Annotated in this window: 15 protein-coding genes; 10 read left to right on the forward strand and 5 right to left on the reverse strand. The window is 58.3% G+C overall.

Going from position 1 to position 19793, the window contains the following annotated elements; all coding sequences use genetic code 11:
* Positions 1 to 2 precede the first annotated feature (2 nt).
* Both RHM55_RS20970 and RHM55_RS20975 read left to right on the forward strand, forming a co-directional pair.
* On the forward strand, positions 3 to 1151 hold the full coding sequence (locus RHM55_RS20970; protein WP_322178138.1) for a pyridoxal phosphate-dependent aminotransferase: 1149 nt from the start codon (positions 3 to 5) through the stop codon (positions 1149 to 1151).
* Positions 1139 to 1930, forward strand: a complete 792-nt coding sequence (locus tag RHM55_RS20975; RefSeq protein ID WP_322178139.1) for an amidohydrolase — start codon at positions 1139 to 1141, stop codon at positions 1928 to 1930. The genes RHM55_RS20970 and RHM55_RS20975 overlap by 13 nt, the downstream gene beginning before the upstream one ends.
* 261 nt (positions 1931 to 2191) lie before the next feature.
* Here the strand turns inward: RHM55_RS20975 and leuA are convergent, their stop codons facing one another.
* The 3 genes from leuA to xseA form a co-directional block, all read right to left on the reverse strand.
* The gene (gene leuA, locus RHM55_RS20980) at positions 2192 to 3862 is read right to left on the reverse strand and encodes a 2-isopropylmalate synthase (RefSeq protein WP_322178140.1); all 1671 of its coding nucleotides are present in this window, start codon (positions 3860 to 3862) and stop codon (positions 2192 to 2194) included.
* Between the two features lie 304 nt (positions 3863 to 4166).
* Positions 4167 to 5009: a peptidoglycan DD-metalloendopeptidase family protein gene (locus RHM55_RS20985; RefSeq protein ID WP_322178141.1), complete on the reverse strand. Its 843-nt coding sequence runs from the start codon at positions 5007 to 5009 to the stop codon at positions 4167 to 4169.
* 7 nt (positions 5010 to 5016) lie between these two features.
* On the reverse strand, positions 5017 to 6396 hold the full coding sequence (gene xseA, locus RHM55_RS20990) for an exodeoxyribonuclease VII large subunit (protein ID WP_322183050.1): 1380 nt from the start codon (positions 6394 to 6396) through the stop codon (positions 5017 to 5019).
* 114 nt (positions 6397 to 6510) lie between these two features.
* On the opposite strand from xseA, the gene RHM55_RS20995 reads away from it, so the two are divergent.
* The 6 genes from RHM55_RS20995 to tadA all read left to right on the forward strand — a co-directional run bounded on the left by RHM55_RS20995 (position 6511) and on the right by tadA (position 13158).
* A complete protein-coding gene (locus tag RHM55_RS20995; protein ID WP_322178142.1) occupies positions 6511 to 7290 on the forward strand; it encodes a sulfite exporter TauE/SafE family protein in 780 nt (259 codons plus the stop codon).
* A 67-nt stretch (positions 7291 to 7357) separates the two neighbouring features.
* The gene (locus RHM55_RS21000) at positions 7358 to 7915 is read left to right on the forward strand and encodes a sugar ABC transporter ATPase (protein WP_322178143.1); all 558 of its coding nucleotides are present in this window, start codon (positions 7358 to 7360) and stop codon (positions 7913 to 7915) included.
* 84 nt (positions 7916 to 7999) lie between these two features.
* Complete coding sequence (gene guaB / locus RHM55_RS21005) at positions 8000 to 9469, forward strand: IMP dehydrogenase (protein WP_219061145.1); 1470 nt, start codon at positions 8000 to 8002, stop codon at positions 9467 to 9469.
* A gap of 81 nt (positions 9470 to 9550) precedes the next feature.
* Positions 9551 to 11128, forward strand: coding sequence for a glutamine-hydrolyzing GMP synthase (gene guaA, locus RHM55_RS21010; RefSeq protein WP_322178144.1), 1578 nt, complete (start codon positions 9551 to 9553; stop codon positions 11126 to 11128).
* A gap of 174 nt (positions 11129 to 11302) precedes the next feature.
* Positions 11303 to 12676 (forward strand): multicopper oxidase family protein, encoded by a 1374-nt coding sequence (locus RHM55_RS21015; protein WP_322178145.1) that lies wholly within the window; start codon positions 11303 to 11305, stop codon positions 12674 to 12676.
* A complete protein-coding gene (gene tadA / locus RHM55_RS21020; RefSeq protein ID WP_322178146.1) occupies positions 12676 to 13158 on the forward strand; it encodes a tRNA adenosine(34) deaminase TadA in 483 nt (160 codons plus the stop codon). The genes RHM55_RS21015 and tadA overlap by 1 nt, the downstream gene beginning before the upstream one ends.
* Positions 13159 to 13189: 31 nt before the next feature.
* On the opposite strand, the gene mltF is transcribed toward tadA, so the two are convergent.
* Positions 13190 to 14650 (reverse strand): membrane-bound lytic murein transglycosylase MltF, encoded by a 1461-nt coding sequence (gene mltF / locus RHM55_RS21025; protein WP_322178147.1) that lies wholly within the window; start codon positions 14648 to 14650, stop codon positions 13190 to 13192.
* A gap of 190 nt (positions 14651 to 14840) precedes the next feature.
* On the opposite strand from mltF, the gene purL reads away from it, so the two are divergent.
* Complete coding sequence (purL, locus tag RHM55_RS21030; RefSeq protein ID WP_322178148.1) at positions 14841 to 18737, forward strand: phosphoribosylformylglycinamidine synthase; 3897 nt, start codon at positions 14841 to 14843, stop codon at positions 18735 to 18737.
* A 17-nt stretch (positions 18738 to 18754) separates the two neighbouring features.
* The gene (locus tag RHM55_RS21035; protein ID WP_322183052.1) at positions 18755 to 19066 is read left to right on the forward strand and encodes a YqfO family protein; all 312 of its coding nucleotides are present in this window, start codon (positions 18755 to 18757) and stop codon (positions 19064 to 19066) included.
* Between the two features lie 152 nt (positions 19067 to 19218).
* Here RHM55_RS21035 and RHM55_RS21040 read toward each other — a convergent pair whose 3' ends face one another.
* Complete coding sequence (locus RHM55_RS21040) at positions 19219 to 19782, reverse strand: L,D-transpeptidase family protein (RefSeq protein WP_322178149.1); 564 nt, start codon at positions 19780 to 19782, stop codon at positions 19219 to 19221.
* Between the last annotated feature and the right edge of the window lie 11 nt (positions 19783 to 19793).

The raw sequence follows: 19793 nt of genomic DNA on the forward strand, positions 1-19793 counted from the left end.
CCATGATCATCAGTAAGCTGCCGAATGTCGGCACGACCATTTTTACCGTGATGTCCCAGCTTGCCGCGCAGACCGGTGCAATTAACCTGTCCCAAGGTTTTCCGGATTTCGACGGCCCGCAAGCGCTTCGAGATGCTGTGAGCCGGCACATCGCTGATGGCCACAACCAATACGCGCCGATGACCGGCTTGCCTGCCCTGCGCCAGCAAGTGGCGGCCAAAATTGCCCGTAGCTATGGCCGTCAGGTGGATGCCGACACTGAAGTTACCATCACCCCCGGCGCGACCCAGGCCATTTTTTGCGCGATCCAGACGGTGATTCAGCCCGGCGACGAAGTGATCGTGTTCGACCCGTGCTACGACAGCTATGAACCTTCGGTCGAGCTGGCTGGCGGTCGCTGCGTGCATGTTCAGCTTGGCTTGGACGATTTCGCCATTGATTGGCAGAAGCTCGGCGAAGCCCTGACCCCGCGCACGCGGATGATCATCCTCAACAGCCCGCACAACCCGAGCGGCGCGTTGATCACCCGCGATGAGCTCGATCGGTTGGCGGCGTTGATCGCCAATCGCGATATTTATCTGGTCAGCGATGAAGTGTACGAGCACCTGGTGTTTGACGGCGTGCCGCACGCCAGCGTGCTGGCCCATGAAGAACTGTACCAGCGGGCGTTCGTGGTCAGTTCGTTCGGCAAGACCTATCACGTTACCGGTTGGAAAACCGGTTATGTGGTCGCGCCTCCGGCCTTGACTGCCGAGTTGCGCAAGATCCACCAGTACGTGAGCTTCTGTGGCGTAACGCCGCTGCAATACGCCTTGGCTGATTTCATGGCCGAGCACCCTGAGCATGTCGAGGAGCTGCCCGCGTTCTATCAGGCCAAGCGCGATCTGTTCTGCGACCAGCTTGAACCCTCACGCTTTAACTTCAGCCGCGTAGCGGGCACCTATTTTCAGCTGGTGGATTACTCGAACATTCGTCCGGATTTGAATGACGTCGATATGTCGCTGTGGATGACCCGCGAGCATGGTGTGGCTTCTATTCCTATCTCGGTCTTCTACCAAAGCCCACCATCAGGGCAACGCCTGATTCGTTTGTGCTTTGCCAAACGCGAGGAGACGTTGCGTCAGGCAGCGGAAAAACTATGCGCGATTTAAGCGAACTGCCCAATCTCAATATAGCGTTGGTCCAGACCACTCTGGTGTGGCACGACCGCGAGGCCAACCATGAGCATTTCGAGCTGTTGCTGGATCAGGCTCGGGGCGCGGACCTGATTATCCTGCCAGAGATGTTCACCACCGGCTTCTCGATGCAGTCCGAAACCCTGTCCGAGCCGGAAAATGGCCCCACCGCCAAGTGGATGCTGGCCCAGGCCAAGCGACTGGATGCGGTCGTGACGGGCAGCCTGATCGTTCAGGCTGCTGACGGCAGCCATCGCAATCGCCTGCTATGGGCGCGCCCAGACGGTGAGCTGTTGCATTACGACAAGCGCCATCTGTTTCGCATGGCGGGCGAGCACAACCACTTCACTCCGGGTGAGCGTCAGGTTCAGTTTGAATTGAAAGGCTGGCGGATTCGGCCACTGATTTGCTACGACCTGCGTTTCCCGGTCTGGAGCCGTGATGCGCAAGACACTGATCTGCTGCTGTATGTCGCCAACTGGCCCGGCGCACGACGTCTGCACTGGAATCGCCTGCTACCGGCCCGCGCCATCGAAAACCTCTGCTACGTCGCCGCAGTCAATCGAGTCGGCACCGACGGTAAGGGCTTTACTTACACGGGTGATAGCCACGTTTTCGACTTTCAGGGTGAAAGCCTGTTTAGCGCCGGTGAGGCCGATGGGGTGTTTCAGGTCTGCCTGAGCGCTGCCGACCTGGCCGCCTACCGCAAACGCTTTCCGGCGAATCTGGATGCGGACACTTTCGAGCTGCATTGAATAATAATGTTTTTATTTGATGCGGTTTCCAGCCAAACGCTGATCCCCGCAGGAGCTGACTTATCTGTGAAAGTCGCAACGCGGTGTGTCTGACAGGCCTCGTTGAATGGTCTTCGCAGACAGTTGCTCTTACAGTTTGAACTGCGCGATAGCGCGGCGTTGCAGGCGGGGCGACATCTCTCACAGGAAATGCGGGAAGCAGACACAAAAACGGCCCCGAAGCGTTCGCTTCGGGGCCGTTTTTTGTTTCAGGTGTTCAGATCAAGCCGCTTTGGCTTGGGCCTGGCTCAATGAGCGATTCAGTGCACTGAACAGTGCGCGGAAGCTGGCAGTGGTGATGTTCTCATCAATGCCAACACCGTGGACCGCACGATCACCGTTCACTCGCAGTTCGATGTAAGCCGCTGCCTTGGCCGTGGTCCCGGCGCCAATGGCGTGTTCGCTGTAGTCCATGATTTCCACGGAGTCCGGCAGGCTGGCGACCAGTGCTTCCAGAGCGCCTTTGCCCTTGCCACGCCAGTGCTGGGTCTCGCCATCGCAATGGACCTCGGCATCCACTGAGCTGTTGCCGTTTTCTTCCTGCAGCTTATGGCTGAGCAGGGCGTACGGCACGTTGGCTTGCAGGTATTCGCGGTGCAGCAAGCTGTAAATCTGCTGCGCGCTCATTTCCAGGCCCAGACGATCGGTTTCACCCTGAACTACCTGGCTGAACTCGATCTGCATCCGGCGTGGCAGGCAGATGCCATATTCCTGTTCCAGCAGGTAAGCGATGCCGCCTTTGCCGGATTGGCTGTTGACCCGAATCACCGCCTCGTAACTGCGACCGATATCGGCCGGGTCGATTGGCAGGTAAGGCACTTCCCACAACGCATCAGGCTTTTGCTGGCTGAAACCTTTGCGGATGGCGTCCTGGTGCGAGCCGGAGAACGCGGTGTGCACCAGATCGCCCACATACGGATGGCGTGGGTGAACTGGAATCTGGTTGCACTCCTCAACGACTTTGCGCACGCCGTCGATGTCAGAGAAGTCCAACTGAGGGTTGATGCCCTGGGTATAGAGGTTGAGTGCCACGGTGACCAGATCGACGTTACCGGTGCGCTCGCCGTTACCGAACAGGCAACCTTCAACGCGATCGGCGCCAGCCATCAAGCCCAGCTCAGTGGCCGCAACCCCGGTACCACGGTCGTTGTGGGTATGCAGGCTGATCAGCACGCTGTCACGGCGATTGATATTGCGGCCAAACCACTCGATCTGGTCGGCGTATATGTTTGGCGTAGCCACTTCAACGGTTGCTGGCAGGTTGAGGATGACTTTGTGCTCAGGTGTCGGGTTCCAGACCTCGATGACCGCGTCGCACACTTCCTTGGCGAACTCGAGTTCGGTCGCGCTGAAAGTCTCCGGCGAATATTCGAACGTCCACTGGGTTTCAGGCTGCTGGGCTGCGAACTTGACGAACAGCTTGGCTGCGCTGACCGCGATCTCTTTCACGCCGGCTTTGTCTTGGTTGAAGACGATGCGGCGGAACGAAGGCGAGGTCGCGTTATACAGGTGAACAATGGCTTTCTTTGCCCCGCGCAGGGATTCGAACGTGCGCGCGATCAAGTCTTCACGACCCTGGGTCAGCACCTGAATGGTGGTGTCATCCGGGATGTGGTTGCCTTCAATCAGAGTACGGACGAAGTCAAAGTCGGTTTGCGAGGCGGCCGGGAACGACGCTTCGATTTCTTTGACGCCGACGCTGACCAGGGTCTTCCAGAAACGCAGTTTCTTGACCGCATCCATCGGCTCGATCAGCGATTGGTTGCCGTCGCGAAGGTCAGAGCTGCACCAGATCGGCGCTGTTGTGATGGTCTTTGAAGGCCAGGTACGGTCAGGCAGGTCAATGGTTGGAAACGCGCGGTACTTGGTCGAGGGATCGTTGAGCATTGCCATGGGAAAAATCCTTATTGTGCTGGCCGGATAGAGGCGGCCTACCGTTGAAACGAAAGAAAGGGGCGAGGCACCGCGATCTAGCTTGGCAGTCGTGCACTGACCAGGCAAAGGCAGCGATGTTGGCGCAATAGAATGAGGGTGTGTGAGGTTTTCATGCCGTCAACCGTAACCATTGGGGTGAAAGTTGGCAAGCACTCGATAAAAATTGATATAAATCATCTGATTTAGCGTTTTTACGGGTTTTTATGGCTGAATCTTAAGTAAAAGACCGCGCAAATTGCGCGGTCTTCCACGGGGGCGCAACTCAGGGTTGAAATGCACCAATAAAAATTGCTGGATCAACCCGTGCATCGTTCAGGCTGACGTTCCAATGCATATGCGGCCCGGTGGCGCGGCCGGTTGAGCCGACTCTGCCTACCACGCCACCACGGCTTACTGCCTGACCAACCTTCACGTCGATTTTCGACATGTGGCAGAACATGCTGATGAAACCCTGGCCGTGGTCGACGAACACGGTATTGCCGTTAAAGAAGTAATTGCCGATCAGGATCACCTTGCCAGCGGCTGGCGATTTGATCGGGGTGCCCGCCGGTACAGCGAAATCCAGACCCGCGTGGGGATTGCGTTCCTCGCCATTAAAGAAACGGCGAACGCCGAACTTGCTCGAAAGGGGACCACTCACCGGCTTGTCCAGCAGCAAGTTGCTCGGCGTCCCCGGCGTGAAGCTGCGGTAAGCGCGAATCTGCTCGGCCAGTTCGCCATCGATACGTTTCAGGTCGGCGGGGTTGGGATTGACCTGGCGCTGGTTTTTCAGGGTGATGCGTTGTTCTGGGTATTGCTTGTTGCCGACGGTGAAGTTCAGGGTGCGTGTGCCATTCGCGGTTTTGGCGGTGATCTGTTGGCTGCCGGGCTTGATCGTCAACGGCACACCCACAATCGCCAGCCAGCGCGCATCCTGTTCTTTGACCACCAACACCGGCCTGCCTTGATAACTGGCTTGCGGCGCCTGAGCGCTGGTACCCAGATCGACGACCGCAACACCGCCCGGTACCGGCTTGTTCAGCAGGCGGGCGATGTAACTGTCGTTGCTGGCATGGGCGGGCAGGGCAAGACACAGTGCAAATAGTGGCGCAATAAAACGCAGCATCAATAGATCAATCCAGAAGAGAGAGGGTGACAGGCGCCAGATGGTTGTCTTCGACGCGCACCTGCAATTCACCTTCGCCAAGCCGGGCTTTCAAACGCTGGCCGTTATGGGTTTGTTCCGCGCTACGAATCGCATGACCACGTTCATCGAGCAGGATGCTGTAGCCACGGCTCAGCGTTGCCAGCGGGCTGACCACGTGCAGCGTCTGCATGTGGCTTTGCAGCTGCAAACGTCGGGTCTTGAGGATCTCGCGAATCGCTCGAGGCAAGCGTTGGGACAAGCTGTCCAGCCGTTGTTTCAACAGCGCAAGGGTACGACCCGGATGCTGGGCGGCGAGGCGGGCCTGCAGATGGGCCAGACGCGCAGCGCGTTTTTGCGTGTGCTGTTCGAAGGCGCGACGCAGGCGCATGTCCAGATCGTCCAGGCGTTGTGCTTGCTGGCGCAGGCGCTCGCCAGGATGACGCAAGCGTCGGGAAATGCCTTCCAGGCGCAGGCGCTCGCGCATCAAGCGATCCTGGATGCGGGTGACTAACCGCCGCTTCAGGCTATCGACCCGTCGATGCAGGTCACTGGCGTCCGGTGCGAGCAGCTCTGCCGCAGCCGATGGCGTCGGTGCCCGCACGTCGGCCACGAAATCGCTGATCGAGACGTCGGTCTCATGCCCGACCGCGCTGACAATCGGCGTCACACAGGCATCGATTGCCCGGGCCACCGCTTCTTCGTTGAAGCACCACAAGTCTTCCAGCGAGCCGCCGCCACGGGCCAGGATCAAGGCATCAAAACCTCGAGAGTCGGCCAGTTTCAAGGCGCGGACAATTTGCGCGATAGCATCACGACCTTGTACTGCGGTAGGGATCAACGTTAGTTGCACCTGCGGTGCACGACGGCGGAACACGCTGATGATGTCGCGAATCACTGCGCCGGTAGGCGAGCTGATGATGCCGATGCGACGCGGATGCAAAGGCAACGGCACTTTGCGTTCGGCGCTGAACAGGCCTTCGACGCTGAGTTTGTCTTTCAGTGCATCGAAGGCCAGACGCAGGGCACCCTCACCTGCGGGCTCGACGGTGTCGAGGATCAACTGATAGTCGCCACGGCCTTCGAACAGCGAAACTTTGCCGCGCACTTTCACCGCCAGACCGTCTTTCAACACCTGACGAACCCGTGCGGCGCTTTGCCGGAACAGTGCGCAACGCACTTGGGCGCCACTGTCCTTGAGGGTGAAATACACATGGCCGGACGCCGGGCGGGACAGATTGGAGATTTCGCCTTCAACCCAGATATTACTGAACACATCCTCCAGCAGCACGCGTGCGCGGCCGTTGAGCTGGCTGACGGTGAGGACTTCCCGGTCGAGGCCGAGTCTTGCGAAGGGGTCTTTGATCATGGCGAGCATGATAAAGGCATGCCTTTATATAGGATAGGTAGTGGTGGTTTTATCTAGTCGAGCATACCGCTCGCTGGTTACAGTCGGCACGGATAACTTCATGGATGAATCTCGATGACCTTTGCCGATTTAACCGGGTTGTTCAATCAATTGGCGTTCACGCCCCTCGACTGGGTGCTGATCGAGCTGGGCGTGATAGGCGCGTACATCGTATTTGGTATCGCCGGGTTTGGTACGGCGTTGGTTGCTGGACCGGTGCTGATCAATTTCATGGCGTTGTCGCGGATCATTCCGTTGTTGGTATTGCTGGATTTCATCGCTGCGTTCGGCAATCTGCTGCCTTCGCGCCGATCGGTGGTCAAGGCTGAGCTCCTGCGCCTGCTGCCCTGCATGGCGGTGGGCTGCACCTTGGGCGTGGTGTTTCTGCTCAACCTTAAATCCGATGTCTTGCTGTTGCTGATGGGATTGTTCATTACCGCTTACGCGCTTTATAGCCTAGGGGTAAAAGTTCGTCCGACACAGCTCGCGGCGGGCTGGGCAATACCGATGGGCACCATTGGCGGCCTGTTCGGTGCGCTATTTGGCAGTGGTGGCTTTCTTTACGCGATTTACCTTAACAGCCGTTTGCCTTCCAAGGTGCAGGCGCGGGCGACCCAGGCCGCGTTGATCAGTTGCAGCACCATCGTCCGGTTGAGCCTGTTTATGCTGGCGGGGGTGTACGCCGAAATGCCGTTGCTGATGCTGGCCGCGTGTTTGTTTCCGGCGATGGTCGTGGGTTCGTGGATTGGCCGCTCACTGATCATGAAATTGTCGCGTGAGGCCTTTGTGCGTCTGGTCACGTGGCTGGTGCTGGCCAGTGGTATTGCATTGATCGGTCGCTACCTCTCCACATGAGCCAGCACTTGACCTGAAAGGGGGGGGATTAAGCTGCCTTATTAAGTAGCAGCAATAGGCGTCATCCATGAATACCCAGAGCATCATCGTCCCGCAGATTTCCGACTTTCCGGCTCACGAGGCCCGAGCCCGGCTGATCCTGCGCTGGCTGATGAACAAGAACATCATCGAGCAAGAATTGACCACCTGCGGCCGCAGTTTCAGCAAGATGGCCTATGCCGTTGCGCCCGGTGCCCGTGATGTCGTCGAGAATCCTGATGCCCTGCCATTCGGGCAAGCGATCAACGGTCTGGAGATCGTCACCAAGCGTTGTATCTTTACTCCGCTGACCGATTTCGCTGAAGAGGCTGGCTGCCCTGAATGCAGAAAAGAAGTGGGTGAAGCACTGTTCGACAGTCTGGAAGAGTGGATGCCGGGGCACACCGATAACTTCATCTGCCCGGAATGCGGGCATGAAGACGACATCAATGGCTTTCTGTTCCTGCAAGCCTGCGGTTTTTCCAACCTGGGTTTTATCTTCAATAACTGGCTGGACGCCTCGTTCAAGCAGAGCTTTCTCGATGAATTCGCCGAGCGTCTGGATCGTCCGGTTTCGTTAGTCAACGTGCATTTGGACGCTGATTGATAATAGGCTGAGGTTTACATTGAGCAGGCAGGTCCGTATGGGTATAATGGCGCGCTTCCAATTTCCCGCTCGGGAGCCCCCGCGATGCTGCGTATCAGCCAAGAAGCTCTAACCTTCGACGACATTCTCCTAGTGCCCGGTTATTCCGAGGTGCTTCCTAACGAAGTTAGTTTGAAGACACGTTTGACACGTGGCATCGAGCTTAATATTCCGCTGGTCTCTGCCGCGATGGATACCGTGACTGAAGCCCGTCTGGCAATTGCCATGGCTCAGGAAGGTGGTATCGGTATTATCCACAAGAACATGACCATCGAGCAGCAAGCTGCCGAAGTGCGTAAGGTCAAGAAGTTCGAAGCCGGTGTAGTCAAGGACCCCATTACCATCGAGGCAGATGCCACGGTACGTGATCTGTTCGAACTGACGCATCTGCACAATATTTCCGGCGTACCGGTGATGCACAATGGCGACCTGGTCGGCATCGTGACGTCTCGGGATGTGCGCTTCGAAAACCGTCTGGATGTTCCTGTTCGGGAAGTGATGACGCCTAAAGAGCGTCTCGTCACTGTTCGTGAAGGCGCCGACAAGAACGAAGTGCGTGAGCTGCTGCACAGGCATCGTCTGGAAAAAGTCCTGATCGTCGACGACAAGTTCGCGCTCAAGGGCATGATGACCGTCAAGGACATCGAAAAAGCCAAGGCCTACCCATTGGCGAGCAAGGACGATCAAGGTCGTCTGCGTGTCGGCGCTGCGGTTGGTACCGGCAAGGACACTGCCGAACGCGTTGCAGCCCTGGTTTCCGCCGGCGTTGACGTGGTGGTGGTCGACACCGCTCACGGCCACTCCAAGGGCGTGATCGATCGCGTCCGTTGGGTCAAACAGAATTTCCCTGAAGTGCAGGTCATCGGCGGCAACATCGCTACCGGCGCTGCTGCCAAGGCGTTGGCTGAAGCGGGTGCCGATGCGGTCAAGGTCGGTATCGGTCCTGGCTCCATCTGCACTACGCGCATCGTTGCCGGTGTCGGCGTGCCGCAAATCAGCGCCATCGCCAACGTCGCCGCGGCCCTTGAAGGCACGGGCGTTCCGTTGATCGCCGATGGCGGCATCCGTTATTCGGGTGACCTGTCCAAAGCCATCGTGGCCGGTGCTTCCTGCGTGATGATGGGCTCGATGTTTGCCGGTACCGAAGAGGCGCCAGGTGAAATCGAACTGTTCCAGGGTCGCTCCTACAAGGCTTACCGCGGTATGGGTTCGTTGGGTGCGATGTCTCAGGCGCAGGGCTCATCTGACCGTTACTTCCAGGACTCTTCCGAGGGTGCCGAGAAGCTGGTGCCGGAAGGCATCGAAGGCCGGGTCGCTTACAAAGGCTCGCTGAGCGCTATCGTTCACCAATTGATGGGCGGCCTGCGTTCATCCATGGGTTACACCGGCAGCGCCACGATCGAAGAGATGCGCACCAAGCCAGAATTCGTGCGTATCACCGGTGCCGGCATGGCTGAGTCCCACGTCCACGACGTGCAGATCACCAAAGAAGCGCCGAACTACCGCGTAGGTTAAAAGCGCTATCCAGTGTCATCTAAATAATCGGGGCTGCTAGCAGCCCCGTGTTGTTTCCGAATTCCACCGAGAGAATGAGTCATGGCCCTCGACATTCACGCCCACCGCATCCTGATCCTCGACTTCGGTTCCCAGTACACCCAACTGATTGCCCGCCGCGTGCGTGAGATCGGCGTGTATTGCGAGCTGCATCCGTTCGACATGGACGACGAAGCGATTCGCGCATTCAACCCACGCGGGATCATTCTCGCCGGTGGCCCTGAGTCCGTACACGAAGCTGATAGCCCGCGTGCGCCAAAGGCCGTGTTTGACCTGAACGTGCCAGTCTTCGGAATTTGCTACGGCATGCAGACCATGGCTGAACAGCTGGGCGGTCGGGTGGAAGGTTCCGAGCTGCGCGAATTCGGTTACGCCCGAGTCGATGTGGTTGGCAAGAGCCGCCTCCTCGATGGTATTGAAGATCACGTTGATCCAGACGGTCTTTACGGCCTTGACGTGTGGATGAGCCACGGCGACAAAGTGACTGAAATCCCTGAAGGCTTTCACGTGCTGGCAAGCACCCCGAGTTGCTCGATTGCCGGCATGGCCGACGACTCGCGCGGCTACTACGGTGTGCAGTTCCACCCGGAAGTAACCCATACCAAGCAGGGCGGTCGCATCCTGTCGCGCTTCATTCTCGACATCTGCGGCTGCGAAGCGTTGTGGACGCCGTCGCACATCGCTGAAGACGCCATCGCGCATGTCCGTGCCCTGGTTGGCACCGATAACGTGCTGCTCGGTCTGTCCGGCGGTGTCGATTCTTCGGTGGTTGCGGCATTGCTGCACAAAGCCATCGGCGATCAACTGACCTGCGTATTCGTAGACAACGGCCTGCTGCGTCTGCACGAAGGCGAGCAAGTGATGGCCATGTTCGCCGAGAACATGGGTGTCAAAGTGATCCGCGCCAACGCTGCCGATCAGTTCCTCGACAATCTGGCGGGCGAGAGCGATCCAGAGAAGAAGCGCAAAATCATCGGTCGTACCTTCATCGATGTGTTCGATGCCGAATCCTGCAAGCTGGACAACATCAAGTACCTGGCTCAGGGCACCATCTACCCGGACGTGATCGAGTCGGCTGGCGCGAAAAGCGGCAAGGCTCATGTGATCAAGTCGCACCACAACGTGGGTGGCTTGCCGGACGAGATGAACCTGAAACTGGTCGAGCCGTTGCGCGAACTGTTCAAGGATGAAGTCCGCCGCCTGGGTCTCGAACTCGGCCTGCCGTACGACATGGTTTACCGTCACCCATTCCCGGGCCCGGGTCTCGGTGTACGGATTCTCGGTGAAGTGAAAAGGGAGTACGCCGACCTGTTGCGTCGCGCTGACCACATTTTCATCGAAGAGCTGCGCAAGGCTGACTGGTATCACAAGGTCAGCCAGGCATTCGTGGTGTTCCAGCCGGTTAAATCGGTCGGTGTGGTGGGCGATGCCCGTCGTTACGCTTGGGTTGTCGCCCTGCGTGCAGTGGAAACCGTCGACTTCATGACCGCACGTTGGGCGCACCTGCCTTACGAGCTGCTGGAAACCGTCAGCGGCCGCATCATCAATGAAATCGAAGGCATCTCCCGCGTCACGTACGACGTGTCGAGCAAGCCGCCAGCGACTATTGAGTGGGAATGATCTGATCGCGGCGGCAGCTTTGCAGCGCTGAAATGATTCAATCTATAAGGGCAGCCTAGGCTGCCCTTATTTTTTTTCAAATGCAGGTGTATCGTATTCGCCCTTGGCATCTGTTCTCAGGTGTGTGCGGGCCATCCGGCTCCACTCTGTTTTATTCTTGAGGTGCTTGCGCTTATGTCCTTTACCCGTCGACAAATACTCGGAGGTCTGGCCGGTCTTGCCGTGGTTGGTTTGGGCGCAGGTGGCGCTTCGCGCTATTGGCTGGGGCGCAGGAATTCCGAGGCGGGCCACGACTACGAGCTGATTGCCGCGCCATTGGATCTGGAGCTGGTGTCTAGCCATCAGACGCCGGCCTGGGCATTCGGTGGCTCTGCGCCGGGCACTGAGTTGCGGGTGCGTCAGGGCGAGTGGCTGCGAGTACGGTTCATCAACAAGCTGCCGGTGCCGACCACGATTCACTGGCACGGGATCCGTTTGCCGCTGGAAATGGACGGCGTGCCGTACGTTTCGCAGCTGCCTGTGTTGCCGGGGGAGTATTTCGATTACAGGTTTCGCGTGCCGGACGCTGGCAGCTACTGGTATCACCCACATGTGAATAGCAGTGAAGAGTTGGGTCGCGGGCTGGTCGGGCCGTTGATCGTCGAAGAGCGTGAGCCGACCGGTTTCCTGCATGAGCGGACCCTGAGCCTGAAAAGCTGGCATGTTGACGAAGAGGGGGCGTTCACCGCTTTCAGTGTGTCTCGTGAAGCCGCGCGCGGCGGTACGGCGGGGCGATTATCGACTATTAATGGCGTGCCGCAGGCCGTCATTGACTTGCCTGCCGGGCAGATTGTCCGGGTCAGGCTACTCAATCTCGACAATACCCTGACTTATCGCCTGAACATGCCCGGTGTCGAGGCGCAGATCTACGCGCTGGACGGTAATCCGGTCAAGCCACGGCCGTTGGGTAAGGAATATTGGCTGGGGCCGGGCATGCGCATTTGTCTGGCGATCAAGGTGCCAGCGGCGGGTGAAGAGATTTCGCTGCGCAATGGTCCGGTACGTCTGGGAACCTTTCGTTCGGTTGCCAACAGCGACGCAGCTGGCGAATGGCCTCCGGCGTTGCCGGTCAATCCAGTTTCCGAACCTGACATGGCTAACGCCGAGAAGCTCAACTTCAATTTCGAATGGGTGGGCTCCGTGTCGGTGAACGTCGACAATGGTGCACCACCGAGCTTGTGGCAGATCAATGGCAAGGCATGGGATATCACCGACAAGACCTGCGCCGACCGGCCCATCGCCAAGCTGCAAAAGGGTAGAAGCTACATCTTCGAGTTGAAGAACATGACGCAGTATCAGCACCCGATCCACTTGCACGGCATGAGTTTCAAGGTCATCGGGTCGAACCGCAGGACGATCATTCCGTACTTCACCGACACCTACCTGCTCGGTAAAAACGAGCGGGCACGTGTCGCGCTGGTAGCCGATAATCCGGGCGTGTGGATGTTCCACTGCCATGTGATCGACCACATGGAAACCGGGCTAATGGCCGCAATAGAGGTGTCCTGATGAGGCAGTCGCAGATTATTGATCGCAGTCAGGATCAACATTTCATGCGTGAGGCAATGGCGCTGGCCTCGCAGGGCGCAGCTTTGGGTGAAGTGCCCGTGGGCGCAATAGTGGTGCAGAACGGCGAAATTATCGGACGCGGGTTCAATTGCCCTATCAGCGGCAGCGACCCCAGCGCCCACGCCGAGATGGTCGCCATTCGCTCCGCAGCTCAGGCGCTCAGTAATTATCGGCTACCGGGCAGCACCCTCTACGTCACCCTCGAACCGTGCAGCATGTGCGCGGGCCTGATTGTGCATTCACGCATCGCTCGTGTGGTGTACGGTGCGCTTGAACCCAAGGCCGGTATTGTTCAGAGTCAGGGGCAGTTTTTCAGTCAGGCCTTTCTCAACCATCGGGTGTTGTTCGAAGGGGGGGTGCTGGCGGAGGAATGCGGGAGGATGCTGAGTGAGTTCTTCAAGATGCGCCGGGCGAAGGGTTGAGTTCGCTGGCGCGATAGGCCTGAGCCGACGCTTAAAGCGTCGGGTTTTCTTCAGTCGGTTTGGTCTTGTCCACGCCCGGCACATGCAGGTTGCCGTCGGCGACCTGACTGCCTTCAAGCTGCGGCTGGGTGACCCATGTGAGGATGTCGTAATAGCGACGGATGTTGGCGACAAAGTGCACGGGTTCGCCGCCTCGGGCATAACCGTAACGGGTTTTGCTGAACCATTTTTTTTGCGCTAGACGCGGTAACATTTTTTTTACGTCCAGCCATTTATTTGGATTCAGGCCTTCGTTCTCGGCCAATTTGCGCGCATCGTCCAGATGACCGCTACCGACGTTATAGGCCGCAAGTGCTAACCATGTACGGTCAGGTTCCTGAATCTTGTCGTCCAACTGATCCTTCATGTAGGCAAAGTACTTTGAGCCGCCGTCGATGCTTTGCTTGGCATCCAACCGGTTGGACACACCCATGGCCTGCGCCGTGTTTTGGGTCAGCATCATCAAACCCCGTACGCCGGTTTTTGACGTGACGCTGGGCTGCCATAACGATTCCTGATAACCGATGGCAGCCAGCAATCGCCAATCCACCTGCTCTTCCTTGCCTGCCGACCGGAAATGTTTTTCATAGTGCGGCAAACGCTGCTGAAGGTGTTGGGCGAAGGTGTAGGCCCCCATGTATCCAAGGACGTCGACATGCCCGTAATAGCGATCTTTCAAGCGCTGTAGCGTGCCGTTCTTCTCGACTTTGTCGAGGAAGTTGTTGATCTCGTTCAGCAGGCTGTTGTCTTCGCCCAGCGCGACGGCCCAGCGCTGATCACGGCTATCGCCCAGGTCGAAGGCAACGCGCACGTTCGGGAAGTACACCTGATTCATTGCCAATTCATTGGAGTCGACCAGGGTCAGGTCAATTTGGCCCTCATCCACCATGCGCAGCAGATCGACCACTTCCACTGCGTCGGACTCTTCGTACTCCAGTGTCGGCATTTTCAGTTTCAGTGCGGCCAGCTGTTCGGCATGGCTGCTGCCCTTGAGCACCATGATCTTCTTTCCGATCAAATCGCCAGCGTCGGTCGGGCGCGACTGGCCGTTGCGGTAGATGATCTGGGGGGTGACTTGCAGGTACGGATGGGAAAAACGGGCTTGCAGCTTGCGTGTGTCGGTAGCGACCAGGCCCGCAGCAGCCAGCACTGGGCCTCCGGGCTTCTGCAACTGATCGAATAAATCATCAAGATTGTCGGCGGTTTCGATCTTCAGTTCGACCCCAAGATCCTTGGCGAAGCGCTTGACCAGCTCGTATTCGAAACCGGTTTCACCGTTGCGATCCTGGAAATAAGTGGCCGGGCTGTTACGAGTGACCACGCGCAGAATGCCGTCCTCCTTGACTCGCTCCAGTGTGTTGGGTTTATCAACACAGGCGCCGAGCATTAGGAAGAGTCCGGTTGCGATGAGCCATTTGGCACAGCGCGGGCGGAAAGCGGATTGGGAAAACATAGGTGCAGTATACGCAAAGGACCCCGACCGCCATATCTCGACAGTGAGGGCCTTGTCTGATAGAGCGGAGTCGTTCTCGGGTCACCGACATCAGGCGATGCTGGAAACCACCGTTCTGGGTGCTGAAAGGGGCGGTTTAGGCTAGAATGTATGGCCTCAAAGCACACCCCTTCCCGAGGCTGTCCCGAAGATGTTGATCCTGCGCGGTGCTCCTGCCCTTTCTGCCTTCCGCCACAGCAAATTACTTGAACAGCTGAAACAAAAAGTTTCAGCTGTCAGTGGCTTGTACGCTGAATTCGCCCACTTCGCTGAGGTCACTGGCGTTCTGACCGATGAAGAACAGCAGGTCCTTGCCCGCCTTCTGAAATACGGCCCGAGTGTGCCGGTTCAAGAGCCGAGCGGCCGGCTGTTTCTGGTGTTGCCGCGTTTTGGCACTATTTCACCCTGGTCGAGCAAGGCCAGCGATATTGCCCGCAACTGCGGTCTGGCAAAAATTCAGCGCCTTGAGCGCGGTATCGCTTTCTATGTAGAAGGCCAGTTCAGCGACGTCGAGGCCGAGCTGATTGCTGGCGCTCTGCATGACCGCATGACGCAGCTGGTGTTGGGCACGCTGGAACAGGCCGCCGGTCTGTTCCGCCATGCCGAACCCAAGCCGCTGACGGCCATCGATGTTCTGGGTGGCGGTCGCGTGGCGCTGGAAAAAGCCAACATCGAGCTGGGCCTGGCCCTGGCCGATGATGAAATCGATTATTTGGTGACCAGCTTCGAGACATTGGGGCGCAATCCCCATGACATCGAATTGATGATGTTCGCCCAGGCCAACTCTGAGCATTGCCGCCACAAAATCTTCAATGCCAGCTGGGATATCGACGGCCAGAACCAGGAAAAAAGCCTGTTCGGCATGATCAAGAACACTTTCCAGATGCATGGCGAAGGTGTCCTCTCTGCCTATAAGGACAACGCTGCGGTCATCGAAGGCCCTGTGGCGGGTCGTTTCTTCCCGAACCCTGAAACCCGTCAGTACGGCGCGGTGCAGGAGCCGGTGCACATCTTGATGAAGGTCGAGACCCACAACCACCCAACCGCGATTGCTCCGTTCCCGGGTGCCTCTACCGGCTCCGGCGGCGAGATTCGTGACGAGGGTGCGACCGGTCGCGGCGCCAAGCCAAAAGCCGGCCTGACCGGTTTTACCGTGTCGAACCTGCTGATTCCCGGTTTTGAACAGCCGTGGGAAGTGCCTTACGGCAAACCCGAGCGCATCGTGACGGCGCTGGACATCATGCTTGAAGGCCCGCTGGGCGGCGCGGCGTTCAACAACGAATTTGGGCGTCCGGCCCTGACCGGTTACTTCCGCACCTTCGAACAATCGATCAGCACCCCGCACGGCGATGAAGTCCGTGGTTACCACAAGCCGATCATGCTGGCTGGCGGTATGGGCAACATCCGTGATGAACACGTACAGAAAGCCGAGATCACTGTCGGCTCCAAGCTGATCGTGCTCGGTGGTCCGGCCATGTTGATTGGTCTGGGTGGCGGTGCAGCGTCATCGATGGCGACCGGCACCAGCTCGGCGGATCTGGATTTTGCTTCGGTTCAGCGTGAAAACCCTGAAATGGAGCGTCGCTGTCAGGAAGTGATCGACCGTTGCTGGCAGTTGGGCGATCAAAACCCGATCAGCTTTATCCATGACGTCGGCGCGGGCGGTCTGTCCAATGCCTTCCCTGAACTGGTCAACGATGGCGGACGAGGCGGTCGTTTCGAGCTGCGCAACATTCCAAATGACGAGCCGGGCATGGCCCCGCTGGAAATCTGGAGCAACGAATCACAAGAACGTTATGTGATGGCGGTTGGCGCTGCGGATTTCGAGCGCTTCAAAGCCATTTGCGAACGTGAGCGTTGCCCGTTTGCCGTCGTCGGTGAAGCCACTGCCGAGCCGCAACTGACGGTGACCGACAGCCACTTCGGCAACAGCCCGGTGGACATGCCGCTGGAAGTGCTGCTGGGCAAGGCGCCGCGCATGCACCGTTCGGCGACTCGCGAAAGCGAACTGGGCGATGATTTCGACCCGAGCACCCTGGATATCGACGGGTGTGTGCAGCGCGTTTTGCATCACCCGGCCGTCGCCAGCAAAAGCTTCCTGATCACCATCGGCGACCGGACCATCACCGGTCTGGTTGCTCGCGATCAAATGGTAGGTCCGTGGCAAGTGCCCGTGGCCGACTGTGCCGTGACTGCTACCAGTTTCGATGTGAACACCGGTGAAGCCATGGCCATGGGCGAGCGTACGCCGCTGGCGCTGCTGGACGCTCCGGCGTCCGGGCGTATGGCGATTGGCGAGACCCTGACCAACATCGTTGCTTCGCGCATTGCGAAAATTTCCGACATCAAACTGTCGGCCAACTGGATGTCCGCTGCCGGTCACCCCGGTGAAGACGCCCGTTTGTATGACACAGTGAAAGCGGTTGGCATGGAGTTGTGCCCTGAACTGGGCATCACCATCCCGGTGGGCAAGGACTCAATGTCCATGAAAACCCAGTGGCGCGATGACGGCACCGAGAAGAGCGTGACGTCGCCGCTGTCGTTGATCGTGACCGGCTTTGCCCCGGTGGTCGACATCCGCCAGACCCTGACGCCAGAGCTGCGCATGGACAAGGGCGAAACCGATCTGATCCTGATTGATCTGGGTCGTGGTCAGAACCGCATGGGCGCCTCGATTCTCGCCCAGGTTCACGGCAAGTTGGGTCGTGTCGCACCCGACGTGGATGATGCTGAAGACCTCAAGGCGTTCTTCGCTGTGATCCAGGGTCTGAATGCTGACGGCCACTTGCTGGCTTATCACGACCGTTCCGACGGTGGTCTGTTGGTTACCACTCTGGAAATGGCCTTCGCCGGCCACTGCGGTTTGAACCTGTACCTGGACAGCCTGGCAGAAACCTCCGCCGAACTGGCAGCCATACTGTTCAACGAAGAGCTGGGCGCAGTGATTCAGGTTCACCAGGATGATACGCCGGTGGTGCTTGCACAGTTCAGCGCGGCCGGGCTTCAGGATTGCGTCGCGGTCATCGGTCAGCCGGTGAACAACGATGAAGTGGCGGTCAGCTTCAACGGTGATCCGGTGTTTGCCGGTCAACGTCGTTCGCTACAACGTCAGTGGGCCGAGACCAGTTATCAAATCCAGCGTCTGCGTGACAACGTCGAATGCGCCGAGCAAGAGTTCGACGTACTGCTTGAAGAAGACAACCCTGGCCTGAGTATCAAGCTGGGCTTCGATGTGAACGAAAACATCAGCGCGCCGTACATCAAGAAAGGCATTCGTCCGCAAGTGGCGGTTCTGCGTGAGCAGGGCGTCAACGGTCAGGTCGAGATGGCGGCGGCGTTCGATCGCGCCGGCTTCAACGCCATCGACGTACACATGAGCGATATTCTTGCCGGTAGCGTTGATCTGAATGAGTTCAAAGGTCTGGTGGCCTGCGGTGGTTTCTCCTACGGCGACGTGCTCGGCGCGGGCGAAGGCTGGGCCAAGTCGGCCCTGTTCAACAGCCGCGCGCGGGATGCTTTCCAGAACTTCTTCGAGCGTCAGGACAGCTTCACGCTTGGCGTGTGTAACGGTTGCCAGATGTTGTCCAACCTTCGCGAACTGGTTCCAGGCAGCGAGTTCTGGCCTCACTTCGTGCGCAACCGCTCTGAGCAGTTCGAAGCACGGGTAGCGATGGTTCAGGTTCAGGAATCAGCGTCGATCTTCCTACAGGGTATGGCCGGTTCGCGCATGCCGATCGCCATTGCTCACGGTGAGGGTCTGGCTGAGTTCCGCAACGAAAACGCGTTGCTCGAAGCTGATGTGTCCGGATGTGTAGCCATGCGGTTTGTCGACAACCATGGCAAGGTCACCGAAACCTACCCTGCCAACCCGAACGGTTCGCCGCGCGGGATTACGGGTCTCACCAGCCGTGACGGTCGCGTCACCATCATGATGCCGCACCCTGAGCGTGTGTTCCGTGCCGTACAGAACTCCTGGTGTCCGGAAGAGTGGGATGAAGACGGCGCCTGGATGCGCATGTTCCGTAATGCGCGGGTATGGGTGAACTGACAGACAACGGTCGAGCCATGTACAAGCTCAGCTTCTTCGTTCCACCGAGCCATGTAGAGGTGGTCAAGAGTGCCGTATTCGCCGCAGGTGCCGGGCGAATCGGGGCTTACGACAACTGCTCATGGCAGGTGCTGGGTCAAGGCCAGTTTCGCCCGCTGGACGGCAGTCAGCCGTTTATTGGGCAGGCAGGCGAGATCGAGCAGGTGGAGGAATGGAAGGTCGAGTTGGTAGTGGCTGACGAGTTGATCGCTCAGGCAGTGATGGCTCTAAAGCAGAGCCATCCCTATGAAACGCCAGCTTACGAAGTGTGGAAGCTGGCGGATTTCTGAATCAGCCGGACCAGATTCATGTTGCCTCTGGCCGGCAGACAGTAGGCGCTGACCGGGCTGCGATGGAGTACAAAGCGGTCCTGCAGTGCCTACAGAATGGCGGAGTACTGAGCCGGGAGGTATCAGGGAGGACGCCGCGTCAATCAGAATAGTCAGGGACGGATCTCGACCATGGTGCCGTCTTTGACCAGATCCCAGAGCTCGCGCATGTCGGTATTTTTCATGGCGATGCAGCCGTCGGTCCAGTCCAGGGTCTGGAAATACCACTCCGGGTAATCATCGTTGACCGGCGTGCCGTGGATCATGATCATGCTGCCCGGGCTGACGCCATCGCGTCGGGCGCGCGCCGAGTCGCTGATGTTCGGGTAGGAGATATGCATCGACAGGTTGTAACTGTCGCTGACCTTGCGCCAGTCCAGCCAGTAAAGACCTTCCGGGGTGCGCTTGTCGCCTTCTCGAAGCTTTTGCCCCTTGGGCACTTTACCCAGCGAAATGCGGTAGGTCTTGAGCGCCGCGCCGTCGCTGATCAACTGCAGTTGATGTGCCGATTTCAGAATCAGTATTTTATCGATGTTTTGAGCAGCGATGCTGTGCGTGTTGATGACTGCTCCACCAATGAACCTCTGTTCACTGCCCTTGGGCAGTCTGGTTTCGGTGAATGCAGCTTGAGACAGCGGAACGACGCAACTACATAAAAGGGCAAGCAACCAACGCATCGAAACGGTAT

This window comes from Pseudomonas sp. MH9.2 (assembly GCF_034353875.1).
Taxonomy (GTDB): domain Bacteria; phylum Pseudomonadota; class Gammaproteobacteria; order Pseudomonadales; family Pseudomonadaceae; genus Aquipseudomonas.